This is a genomic window from Phenylobacterium sp. CCH9-H3 (assembly GCF_001557235.1).
Classification (GTDB): domain Bacteria; phylum Pseudomonadota; class Alphaproteobacteria; order Caulobacterales; family Caulobacteraceae; genus Phenylobacterium.
The window spans coordinates 21764-33438 of sequence record NZ_LSJI01000050.1 but is presented as its reverse complement, the minus strand read 5'-3'; the positions used below and the strand labels follow the sequence as shown (position 1 = coordinate 33438).

Annotated in this window: 8 protein-coding genes; 7 read left to right on the top strand and 1 reads right to left on the bottom strand. The window is 67.4% G+C overall.

The annotated features are described in order from the left end of the window. From AX721_RS04315 to AX721_RS04290, 6 genes are all read left to right on the top strand, one after another. Nucleotides 1-838, top strand: an 838-nt coding sequence (locus AX721_RS04315; protein WP_197422459.1) for an acyl-CoA reductase, incomplete at its 5' end; no start/stop codon positions are given. Nucleotides 839-892: 54 nt separating this feature from the next. Continuing rightward, nucleotides 893-1951 carry an aldo/keto reductase gene (locus AX721_RS04310; protein WP_068874799.1) on the top strand — a complete coding sequence of 353 codons (1059 nt, stop codon included), beginning with the start codon at nucleotides 893-895 and terminating at the stop codon, nucleotides 1949-1951. Between the two features lie 37 nt (nucleotides 1952-1988). Next, a complete protein-coding gene (locus tag AX721_RS04305; RefSeq protein WP_068874798.1) occupies nucleotides 1989-2333 on the top strand; it encodes a DUF4286 family protein in 345 nt (114 codons plus the stop codon). Nucleotides 2334-2467: 134 nt separating this feature from the next. Beyond that, the gene (locus AX721_RS04300; protein WP_068874797.1) at nucleotides 2468-3760 is read left to right on the top strand and encodes a hypothetical protein; all 1293 of its coding nucleotides are present in this window, start codon (nucleotides 2468-2470) and stop codon (nucleotides 3758-3760) included. Nucleotides 3761-3892: 132 nt separating this feature from the next. After that, entirely contained in the window at nucleotides 3893-5308 is a 1416-nt protein-coding gene (locus tag AX721_RS04295; RefSeq protein ID WP_068874796.1) for a hypothetical protein, read from the top strand. A gap of 119 nt (nucleotides 5309-5427) precedes the next feature. Further along, nucleotides 5428-6873, top strand: a complete 1446-nt coding sequence (locus AX721_RS04290; RefSeq protein WP_068874795.1) for an MmgE/PrpD family protein — start codon at nucleotides 5428-5430, stop codon at nucleotides 6871-6873. Between the two features lie 303 nt (nucleotides 6874-7176). Here AX721_RS04290 and AX721_RS04285 read toward each other — a convergent pair whose 3' ends face one another. After that, nucleotides 7177-9786, bottom strand: coding sequence for a TonB-dependent receptor (locus AX721_RS04285; protein WP_068874794.1), 2610 nt, complete (start codon nucleotides 9784-9786; stop codon nucleotides 7177-7179). 293 nt (nucleotides 9787-10079) lie between these two features. Between AX721_RS04285 and AX721_RS04280 the strand changes: the two genes are divergently transcribed. Then, nucleotides 10080-11663: a tannase/feruloyl esterase family alpha/beta hydrolase gene (locus AX721_RS04280; protein WP_068874793.1), complete on the top strand. Its 1584-nt coding sequence runs from the start codon at nucleotides 10080-10082 to the stop codon at nucleotides 11661-11663. Nucleotides 11664-11675 lie beyond the last annotated feature (12 nt).

Here is an 11675-nt window from a genome sequence, read left to right as displayed (position 1 = left end):
CTACAGCGTCGCCTACTGGAAGGGCGGCAACACCGAGCTCGAGAGCCGGCTCTATGTGCCCGAGAACTTCGAGAAGATCGTCGCCTGGGGCGGGTTCTCGTCGATGAAGCACATCACCCGCTACCTCCAGCCCGGGATGGAACTGATCGCCATGGATCCCAAGCTGAGCGGCACGCTGATCGGCAAGGAGGCCTTCGAATCCGAAGCGTCCATGCGTGAGGTCGCCGAACTGATCGCCATGGATTTCGGCGGTCTCAATCAGGAAGCCTGCGCCAGCGCCCGCGTTATCAGCGTTGAGAGCGGCACCGACAAGGCCGGCTTGGCGCGGCTCAACCAGCTCGCCGAGTACGCCTACGAGGCGCTCCTGGCCCTGCCGCCGGAAGCCAGCGCCCCGCACCGGCACTTCGATGCCGACCTGAAGGAGGAGATCGCCGCGGCGCGCCGTTCCCGCTTCTACAAGGTCTTCGGCGGCGATGATCGCGGCGCGGTGGTGGTCTCCCAGATCCCCGATCCGGTGGATTTCGCTGAACGCCTGGGCTGCCGCGTGGCCAACCTGGTGCCTTGCGACGATATCGAAGAGGCGCTCCGGCTCATCACCATCCACACCCAGACCATCGGGGTCTATCCGGAAAGCCTGAAGGCGAAGTACCGCGACAAGCTCGCCTTCCTGGGCGGTCAGAAGATCGTCTCGCTCGGCCATCACCTCTCGGGCAACCTCAGCCTTCCCCACGACGCGCTGGAGCCCATCCGGCGCCTGTGCCGGTGGGTCAGCGAGTCCGACATGACCGTGGACACCTACAAGGGCGGGCTTCGCAAGCTCGTCCGCCTCGCCAGCTGACGCTGCGCGACCCGCGTTCCCGCCCGCCCCTGCGACCTAACGAGAGCTTCGACCATGTCTCTGGACCAGTACGTCACCCTCGGCCGCTCGGGGCTTCGCGTCAGCCCCATGTGCCTGGGCACCATGACCTTCGGCAACGAATGGGGCTTTGGGGCGGACGAGGTCACCTCCACGCAGATCCTCGACCACTACCTGGAGGCGGGCGGCAATTTCGTGGACACCGCCAACGTCTACAACAAGGGCCATTCCGAGGAGATCCTGGGGGGCTACTTCAAAGCCCGACCGGACGTGCGCGACGGCATCGTGCTCGCCACAAAGTTCGGCGGCAACATGCGGCCGGGGGACCCGAACAGCGGCGGCACGAGCCGCAAGGCGGTCATCGCCGCCTGCGAAGCGTCGCTTAAGCGGCTGCAGACCGACTACATCGACCTCTATTGGCAGCACTGGGAGGATCCCTTTGCGCCCTTCGAGGAGACCCTACGGGCCCTGGACGACCTCGTGAGCGCGGGCAAGGTCCGCTACCTGGGCTTCTCGGATACCCCAGCCTGGAAGGTGGCCGCCGCGCACGTCACCGCGGACCTCCGCGGTTGGAGCCCGCTCGCCGCCATTCAGGTCGAATATTCCCTCCTCGAGCGGACGGCCGAGGGGGAGCTCGTTCCCATGGCCCAGTCGCTCGGCCTGGGCGTCTGCCCCTGGGGTCCGCTGCGGGCGGGCGTCCTCAGCGGCAAGTACGGGCGTCACAACATGACGGCGGAGTCCGCGGGCCGGACGGGCTCGATCGCGCGCCACGCCAATGAAGAGACCTATCGGTTGCTCGATCTCCTGGCGACGGTCGCCGAGCGTCGCGAGACCACTGTGGCGCGTGTGGCGCTCGCGTGGCTACGCACCCGCCCGGCCGTCTCCGCGCCGACCCTGGGAGCGCGGACGCTCGACCAACTCAAGGACAATCTGGCCGCTCTGGATGTGCGGCTCACGGCGGAGGACGTCGCCGAACTCGATGCGGCGACCACGCCCAAGCTGAACTTCCCCGCCACCATCCTCAACGGCGCCTACGCCGTCACCTATCCCAACATGAGCGTCAATGGACGCCGCTTCGGCGCCTCGCCGAAGTAGCCGATCACACGCCGTTTCAGCCTGGAGGCCTTTCCCGATGCCCAGCTACCGTTTCGTGGTCCTGTCGAACCCCACCCCCGGCGGGGAGGACGAATACAATCGCTGGTACGACGAGCAGCACCTCGGCGAGGTGCTGCAGGTGCCGGGCATCGAGACGGCCCAACGCTTCAAGGTCCACGGACCGTCCTTGCTTCCCGGCCAGAACCCGTCGCACCCCTATCTGGCGATCTACGAGATCGAGACCGATGACATCGCCGCCGTGCTCGCAGATCTGCGCTCTCGGCCCGGGACGCCCGCCATGTTCATCAGCGAGACGTTCGACCGCTCGAACGTGTCGGCCCTGATCTACGAGGCCATCACGCCCAAGGTCCAAACGGCCTGACCAGGACGGGCCGGTCCGCGTAAAGGTAAACGCAATTGGAGCCATGGTCATTGACCCTGTCCGGGTCTCTTCTTTAGTTTTGGGGGACACACGGCGGCCCTTCGGCCGCGTTCCGACGGGTCGGGAGACGCAGAATGACCGCGGGTGGACGAAGCTGGGCCCTCCTCTCGGCGCTCGCGCTTGGGCTGCTGTCCGCGCCCGAGGCCGCCTCAGCGGCATGGACACGATCCTATGCGATCGAGTGGAACGAGCCGGCGATGCACTATGGCGGCCCGGGCAGTCCCGTGGAGCCCGGAACGGACTGCCCAAAGGGCGCCAATCCCGACCCGGACTGGCCGCAGGTCATGATCAAGGCGGGCTATGAGCCTGCCGCCGCCAGATGGCTGTTCGATCCGAATAATTCGACCTCGGCCCGCATCTTTCGGCTCAACCAGATGGCCTTCCGGGGCAAGGACCGCGCCAACGTCTACGCAGACCCGACGACCACGCCGGACCCGGGTCTCATCCCCGTCGCGGGCAGGATCGGCGAGGGGCTCAATCTCGATGGGGACGCCAAGCGCGGCTTCGTCAGCCCGACCGGCGAGAAGGGGATCGACAACAACTTCTACAAGGCCCTCGGGTGCCTGAAATTCTACCGCGCGCCTCGTGGTCAGTCCCCCGCGGCCGCCTCCGGCAATGACAGCGAGCGCAACGGCGTCTGGACTCTGGTGGTCGTGGTGTCCGGTCAGGGCCATGACCCGATGAACGACAACCAGGTCCGCCTCGGGATCTATATGAGCGCCGACAAGCTCACCAAGAACGGCGCGGGCGACATCGCCCGGGACTACACCTTCCGCATCCGCCCTCATGCGACCTACGAAGCGATCTTCACCGGGCGCGTCACCCGCGGTCGGATCACAACCGACGCCACGCCGAAGGCGGTTCTGCGCGACACCAGCCACGGCTACGGCCTCGAACTGCTGCAAGCCCGCGCCGATCTGCAGATGGAGCCGGACGGCTCCTTGAAAGGCTACATCGGCGGGTATCGGCCCTGGCGACCCGTCTATGCCGCCCTGCTGGCGCTGGGCGCCTCGAACTTCGAATATTCGGTGGGCATGGAACTGCCCGCGCTTTGGTATGCGCTACGCCGCAACGCCGACTATAGCCCGACCGGGCCCGGCGGCGAGAAGACCCATATTTCCTATGCGATGCGGGTCGCGGCGACGCCGGCTTATGTGACCGAGCCGGACGGGCAGAGCCTCGTTACGTCGGTGATCTCCCGCAAACCCGCCGCGCCACCCAACGAGCCGCTGATCCGACATCCGCGGAGCACCTTCCAGACCGTGGACGGCATCATCCTGCCGCCAGGTCAGAGCCAGTGGCGACCCCTGAGCGACGAGGCGCTGCAGCCGCCGATCAAGACGGCTAGCGCCGCATCGCCTCGATAGGACGCGGGATCTAAGCGTGCGAGGTCCCGGTGCGAGGGGACAGATATCGGCGCGGCGCGTCCATATCTTACTCGAAAATTCAGCAAGACAATCAGAGCGCTAGAAGTCGCTGCGTCTGCGCGAGGGCCCCAAATGAACACTCCGACGTCTTCCTCGGCCGCGGATATTGAGGACCCGTCGGAACTGGCCGGGCTATCGGCAGAGGCGCTGTTCAGCTTCACACACGAAGAGATCGAGCGGTTTCAACTCGCCGGCATCCAGCAGCGCTTCGCTGAACTGCGCCCGAAGCTGCCGCCGCTCGACATGCTGGCGGAGGACAACCGCATCGAGACGATCAACACGATCGACGAGGTGGTCCCGCTGCTGTTCCCGCACACCGAGTACAAGTCCTATCCGCTGTCGCTCATCGACAACGGCCGCTTTGCCCAGCTCAACGAATGGCTGGACGGGTACACGACCCATGACCTGACCCATCTCGACCTGACGGGTTGCGAAAGCCTGGACGACTGGCTGACGATTGTCGAAGACCAGACGCCGGTCCGGGTGGTCAGCTCTTCGGGGACGTCCGGGAAGATCTCGCTGCTGCCGCGCAGCACGGTCGAGGATCCCTTCGTCCTTCGGCAGTTTGCCTTGGTCTATTCGAAGTTTGGCGACGAACGCGGCCTCGACGACGCCTATGCCGACGATGTCTATCACGTGCTGGTCACGCCCCGAAAAGGGCGGGTCAACATGTGCCGCTCGGCCCACATCCGGTTGATGCTGGGTTTTGGCGGAGATCAGAGCCACGTGCTGACCCTCGACGGCGAGCTCTCCAGCGACGTGCTGTGGATGACCGGCCGGTTGAAGAAGGCCCAGGCGGACGGCACCGTCGAGCAGTTGAAGACGACCAAGGGCTGGCAGCGCCTGAACGCCAAGCTCGGCTCGATCCAGACAAGCACTGCCGCTGACCGCGAGGCCTTCTTCCGCGACATCCTGGTCCGGCTGAAGGGCAAGACGGTCGCGATGACCTCCGGCTATGTCTTTTATTGGGAGCTGCTGGAGACCGCCCGCAAATACGGCCTGGAGATCGCGTTCGGCGAAGGATCCTGCCTGTTCACCGCCGGCGGCGCCAAGGGCAAGGGCAACCTGACCCCGGAACAGTTGGCCGAGGTCGACAAGGCATTCCCCGGTCTGCAGGACGTCTACGGCGCCAGCGAGATGATGGGACTGGCCCGGCAATGCCCGCAGGGCCACTACCACATGCCCCCCTCCGTGGTCAGCTTCGTCCTGAACCCGGAAACCGGCGCGCCTTATCCGCGCAGCGGGGTGCAGACCGGCCGCTACGCCACATTCGATCTTTGGGCGCAGACCTTCTGGGCCGGCATTATCACCGGCGACGAAGTGACCATGAACTGGGACGGAGGCTGCGGTTGCGGCCGCAAGGGTCCCTACCTCCTGGGCGAGATCGGCCGCTTTGCGGACAAGCAGGGCGGCGACGACAAGATCACCTGCCAACGCAGCGCCGCGGCCGTCGAGGAGATGATGGAGAGCCTCAGCAACCCCAGCTGAGCCGACGGCGTCGCGTGGTGACTGTCGGGCGCCAAGCTTCCGCGGTCGAGCGCCGCTCCACGTCTGCCCTGCGCCTCAGCGAACGCACAGTTTCCGCCAAAGCTGCAGGGAGAACGTAGGTGACAGAGTTTACCAAACGCCTGGTTTCACTGGTGGCCGAGACCGACTATGGCGACCTGAGCGAGGACGTCGTCCGTGAAACCAAGCGGACCATTCTCGACAGTCTTGGCTGCATCCTGAGCGGCTATCCCACGGAGATCGGCGACAAGGTCACCCGCTATCAGCGCGCGCTCGGCGGGGGCGCGCCGCAGGCCACGGTGTTGGCGACGGGGGAGAAGATCAACTATCCCCTCGCCGCTTTCGTCAACGCCAAGCTCGGCAACGCCCTCGACTACGACGATGTGTTTGAGACGGCCTCGAACATCGGGGTGCCGACGGTGACGGCGGCGCTCGGCGGCTGCGAGTTTCGCGGCCGGTCCGGCAAGGATCTGATCGCCTCTGTCGCCCTGGGCTACGAGATCGGGGCCCGGGTCGGCGTGGGCTTCGGCAACGTCATGGCCATCGAAAACGGCCAGGCGGTCGGCATCGTCAAACGCTTCGGCAAGGGCGCACCCGTGCTGTTCGCCGCCGCCGGCGCGGTGTCTAAGGCCTTTGGCCTGGGTCCCGATCAGATCGCCAACACCCTGGGGATCGCCGGCGCCCTTTGCCCTGTGCCCGCACAACAGAAGTACGCGCACACGGCGGACATCCCGGATGTCAAATACGCCGACTCGGGCTGGCATACCCAGGCCGCGGTCTCGGCGGCCCTGCTGACCGAGGTCGACTACTCGGGCTTCACCGACATCCTCGACGGCCAGCACGGCTTCCCGTTCATGTACGGGCGCGATGGCGGGTTCGACTACGAGACGGCGCTCGAGGGGATCGGCCAGGACTGGCTCATCCTCGAGAACACCTACAAGCTTTGGCCGGCCAGCAAGCCCACCTGCTATGCCCTGGGCATCCTCGAGAAGATCTACAAGGACAACCAGATCCGTCCCGAGGAGATCGACAGGATCGTCGTCTACACCTTCAGCCTGGGCAAGGGCGGCCGCTACACCCAGACCCAGCCGAAGACCATCACCAGCGCCGAGTTCAGCCTGCCCCACGTGGTGGCCGTCATGACGCTCGGCCTGCCGCGCGGGCCCCAATGGCACTCCCCCGAGACCCGGGCGTCGGCCGAGGTGAACGTCGTCCGCGACAAGGTCGAGGTCGACGTCGATCCCCGGGCGGGCGACATCCACAAGTACTTCGTCGGCCACAGGACCCGGCGCCGACCCACCAGCGTCGAGGTGTTCGCCCGGGGCAAGGTCTTCAAGGGCAGCGCCGACTTCTGCCGCGGCGATCCTTGGGAGCCCGACTTCGCCGCGACCGACGACGAGCTGAAGGACAAGTTCCGCGAACTGGCCGCCCAGTCCCAGTCCCCGCTCGCGCGCAAACCTGCGAACGTCGAGCGGCTCCTTGAACTGATCGACGATCTCGAGGCGGTGGATGACGTGCGGGATCTGGTGGGCGTGATCGCCTCCTAGCACTTGTCGGGGGTCGCCGCGGCCGCCGGCCGCGGCGACGCCGCCGCCTGCGACGCGCTCGGCGGTCAGCGCGCCGCCAGCACCGTGTGGCTCACCGGCCTCTCCGGGCAAGCGCCGAGGCGCCAAGTGTGGATCGCAACATCCAGCCGTTCGCTAGCTCGCCGGGGCGCGGCCGCATCCGGGCACATCCCGATGACCGCCCCCGTACTCAAAGATGAGGCGACGATGGAAGCAGGCGGCCGCCCAATCCATCGCGCCTGGTCTTCGTTGGGCGCGTCACTCGGTCGAGCGACGCGGCCTGTGTCAGAACTCGCGTCGCACCTCGAGGAACCACATGCGCGGTTCGCCGACCACGCCCGCCAGGGATCCCGCACTCGTCAGGATGTTGGTGCCCCCGAGGTTGTAGGCCTTGTCGGTCAGATTGGTGACGCTGGCGGCCACGCTGAAGTCCGAACCTTTGATGCGGTTCCAGGCGACGCGCAGATCGACCAGCGTATAGGCCGGGGTCACGAACGGATCGGAGCCCGGCAGGACGTTCGTGAAGGTCCCCGGAGGATTGCCGGCGGTCAGGGAGGAGTTGGTCGAGAAGGTCGCGAAGGCGCCGCGGTAGCGGACGTTGGCGCCGATCGAGATGTCCTCGCCCGTCCAGGGCTCCAGGCGCAGGGTCGGTTGAATGGACCAGGTCCACTTCGAGGCGCCGCGGAACCGCTCGGGGTCGAACCGGATGGGGGCGCCGAGGCCGGTGATGACGCCCTCGGCGTGGTCGATCACGATCGGCGTCGTCGCCGGGAGTGTGGCGCATTGCGAGTGGTAAGGCTGCCCGGCGCAGGTCGAGGTCTCTCTCCAGCGCGTGTAGTAGGCGTCGATGTACGAGAGGTTGGCTTGGACGTCGAACCAGTCGTTCAGCGCCACGGCGCTCTCGAACTCCACGCCCTGCAGGATGGCGTCGGCGGCGTTCCGGACCACGGTGAAGCTGGAGCCCGGGATCACGTCATTACGCTGAATATTGGAATACTTGTCGCGGTAGACGGCGATGTTGGTGCGCCCCTTGATCCCGCCGAGGGCCCAGTCGGCCTTCAGCCCGACCTCGAGGTCCTTGACCCGTTCCGGCCCAAAGGCGCGGTTCGGGTCCTGTAGGGGCGCGGTGCTGTTGATGCCGCCGCGGGTGTAGCCGGTGCGGTGGGTGGCATAGAGGAGCACCCGGTCTGTCACCTGCCAGTCGCCGGTGATCGAGTAGGTGTCCTGCTGGGTTAGGGGCGATAGGGTGGTCAGGAACCCTGCCCCGGCCGGCGGCTGCTTGCCCACCGTCTGAAGCGTGAAGGTGGACCCCTTGAAGACGACCTGGGTGGCGGGAACACCGGAGTCGTAGGCGATCACCTTGTCCCAGGAATGCCGGTAGCCGCCCGTCAGCCGAAGGTTGTCGGTGATCGCGAAGGTGGCCTGCCCGTAACCGGCGTAGGTCGTCGCGTCGCTCCGCCGAACCCGAGAACAGGGCGCCGGGATCTTCACCGTGTCGGTGCAGAAGCTCGCCGCCGTCGGGTCGCCGGAGAAGGCGGCGAACAGCACGTTCCCGCTGGCCACGAGGTAGTCCCGGTCCTTCGCCTTGCGGTAGTACCCCCCCACCTGCCAGATCAGCCGCTGGTCGAAGGCCTTGCCACTGAGCTGGGCTTCCTCGGTCCAGACCCGGCTGGGCCAGCCGCCCAGTTGGGCCCAGTTGTCGCCATTCGGCGTGGTGGTTCCCGGTTGGAGCACGCCGCGGCTCTCGAAGGTGGGCAGGTCCACGCCGTCGTAGTTGCTGCCGCCGGCGCCGGCCTTCGTCCAGTAGAGACCGATGATGTTCTTGAAGCTCAGGTCGTCGCGGATATCCCAGCGGGTCTGGTTGACCAGCCCGTTGAAGTCGACCGCCACCGACTGGTCGTAGTTGGCGAACACGGTCCGCACGCCCACGGCGTTCTGACGCGCCACCTGCGCCTGGATCAACTGACCGTAGGTCATGCCGGCCGGCGGGGCGACACCAGTGTAGAACTCGAACGCCGCCGCGGTCGCCGGGTTCGCGGCCGGAATCACGTTGCGCTGCGCCGCGCGCACATAGGTCGGATCCACGTAGCGCAGGATCTCCGAAGAGCCTCGCGTACGGTCGCGGCTGCCGGCGTAGATCGTATAGTTCTCGAACTTGTCGGTGGGCCGCCAGACGAGCGAGAGCCGCCATTGCAGGTTGTCGACGTTGTCGATGTCGTTGGGCGGGGCGCCATTGCTGTAGATCGCGGTCGTGAACCCGTCACGCTTGCGGTAGCGGATCGCGGCGCGGGCCAGCAGCGTGTCCTTCACGAGGGGGCCGCCGACCGCCGCATCGAACTGCCGGTAGTCATAGTTGCCGAGCTGGACGGACGCGTAGCCGCCGAACTCGTTGGTGGGCTTGCGCGGCGTGTAGAGGATCGCCCCGCCCGTCGCCGTCTCGCCGAACAGCGTGCCCTGCGGGCCCTTCAGGACCTGCAGGTTCTCCAGGTCGTAGAACGAGATCTGGAAATTGGGGACCTCGGCGAAATACTGCACGACCGAGGTGGTGCCGGTGTTGGTGCCGGTGGGCTGCGCACGGATGGTGGGGCCGCAGTTGTTGCGGCCGATGCAGCCGCCGAGCTGCAGGCCGGGCGCGAGCTTGTTCAGGTCTGCGTTGTTGTTGACGGTCAGGCGGTCGAGCTTGTCCTGGCTGAGCACGGTGACGGCGACCGGCGTCTTCTGGACGTTCTCCTCGCGCCGCCGCGCCGTAACGATGAGTTCCTCGATCGCCGCACCGCCGCGCGCGTCTGTCTCCGGCGCCGCTGCGGCGGTCGCCTCCGCGGCGTGGGCGGCCGTGGTGATTGCGCCGGCCGCGGCTCCAGCGAACAGGACCGCGCGAAGACCCGTGAACCTCATCTGAGCGTCCCCCTTTTCGACCGGAAGCCTCTGGAGGGCCGCCTGGCGAGGAAAACATCACCCCGGGGTCTGGCGTCGTCTGTCCCACGGCGAAGGGACATTTCGGACAAGAAACAAACTCGAGGATTGGTCACCTATTCCGTGGCCTATGTCTGGTTGTGGGCGCTCCCGCGGCCGCAGCTTCTCACCGCCCTCTTGTCCCCGACGAGCGGGACAATCCGTTCGTCAGGTCCCAGCTAGGCTTCGGCTCTCGGGCGCGGTCGCTGGGCTGACGCCAGCGACGGGGGGATCGAATGCGCGGCGCGATCCGATCGGGCCTTGGCCTTCGCCGTATCGTCGCCGGCGGCCTTGTCGGTTCCGCCGCGCTGGGCGCGGCGTTGCTGATCCCTGCCGAGACCCTTGCGGCCTCGGCGCGCGCCGCCCCAGGACCAGCCGCCTGCGCCCAGTTCGCGACATACGGTCGGAGTGAGGCCGAAATCCTGACCACCCGCTGGGTCCCGGCCGAGGGCGGGACGCCCGCCTATTGCAAGGTTTCAGCCCTGATCCGGCCGCAGCTGCGGTTGGAGGTGCGCCTACCCGCGACCTGGAACGGCAAGCTCCACTATGCTGGAAGCGGCGGGTTCGGGGGCCAGATCACACCCGTGAGCCCGGCCGTACTTGCTCAGGGCTACGCCAGCGTCGCCAGCAACTCAGGGCACGACGGCAAAGGGGCGACCTCGCAGGAGATCGCCCGGGACATGTCGTTTGCACGCGACGACGCCACCGCTGTCCTGCAGCTGGCGCTGCTCAGCGTGCCGACCGCCGCGGCCGCCGCAAAGCGCTTGACCGGCGCCTACTATGGCCGGCCGCCAGCGCAAACCTACTTCGAGGGCTGCTCGCAGGGCGGCCGCGAAGGCGTCGTGAGCGCGCTGCGCTTCCCCTCTCTGTTCGACGGGATCATCGCCGGCGCGCCGGGCCTCCACATGACGGCCACCTTCGCCTTCGGCCAGCGAAACGCCCGGCTGATCCACGCGCCTGGCGCGATGTTGAGCGCGGCCAAGCTGAAGACCCTGAACGACGCCGTCCTCCGGCACTGCGACACGGTCGCCGCGGATGGGCTGGTGGACGGGATCGTCTCGAACTGGGCCGCGTGCCGTTTCGATCCGGCGACGCTGCGCTGCCCGGGCGGCGCCGAGGGCGGGGACGGGTGCCTCTCGGACCCGCAACTGGCGGCGGTGAACGCCCTTGCCAACCCCTTCACCGCCGCCAAGGGCGCCCTGCGGTTCGGCGGCTACCCTCTGAACGGCACCCAGGGCCTGCCCGGCGAGTGGGACTACTGGGAGTTTGCGCCCGTCGGCCGTCATCTGGCATCGCTTCCCAGCGTCTTCGCCAACCTCTTCGCGAAGGATCCGGGCGTCGACGCCCTGGCCTGGGACCTTGAGGCCAACGCCCTCACCGCCCGGGCGGTGCGCGACCTCTTCGACGTCAACGATGCGGACCTGCGCGCCTTCCAACGGGCCGGCGGCAAGCTGATCCTCTGGCAGGGCGCAGGCGACCCGACGACTTCCACGCCCGACACGGTGACCTACTACGAAGATGTCGTTCGCACCGTCGGCGGCCGTGCCTCGGCCGACAGTTTCGCGCGGCTCTATGTGGCGGGCGGCGTCAGCCACTGCCGGGGCGGCCCGGGCGCCGACAGCCGCGACGCCCTGTTGCCCGCGCTGGACGCCTGGGTGACCAAGAACGCCGCGCCCGGTCCCCTGGCGGCCAGGCGCCTGGAGCCGGCCACCGGTCGCCAGGTGCTGTCGCGCCCGCTCTGCCCCTTTCCGGCCTACGCCCGATACCGCGGCCAGGGCGATCCCGCCGTGGCGCGCAGCTTCGTGTGCGCGACGCCCTGAGGTCAGCGCTGT

Excerpts from the sequence above, each read along its gene's own strand:
- AX721_RS04295 (WP_068874796.1), top strand. The coding sequence starts at position 3,893 with ATGAACACTCCGACGTCTTCCTCGGCCGCGGATATTGAGGACCCGTCG.
- AX721_RS04285 (WP_068874794.1), bottom strand. The coding sequence starts at position 9,786 with ATGAGGTTCACGGGTCTTCGCGCGGTCCTGTTCGCTGGAGCCGCGGCC.
- AX721_RS04280 (WP_068874793.1), top strand. The coding sequence starts at position 10,080 with ATGCGCGGCGCGATCCGATCGGGCCTTGGCCTTCGCCGTATCGTCGCC.
- AX721_RS04305 (WP_068874798.1), top strand. The coding sequence starts at position 1,989 with ATGCCCAGCTACCGTTTCGTGGTCCTGTCGAACCCCACCCCCGGCGGG.
- AX721_RS04310 (WP_068874799.1), top strand. The coding sequence starts at position 893 with ATGTCTCTGGACCAGTACGTCACCCTCGGCCGCTCGGGGCTTCGCGTC.
- AX721_RS04300 (WP_068874797.1), top strand. The coding sequence starts at position 2,468 with ATGACCGCGGGTGGACGAAGCTGGGCCCTCCTCTCGGCGCTCGCGCTT.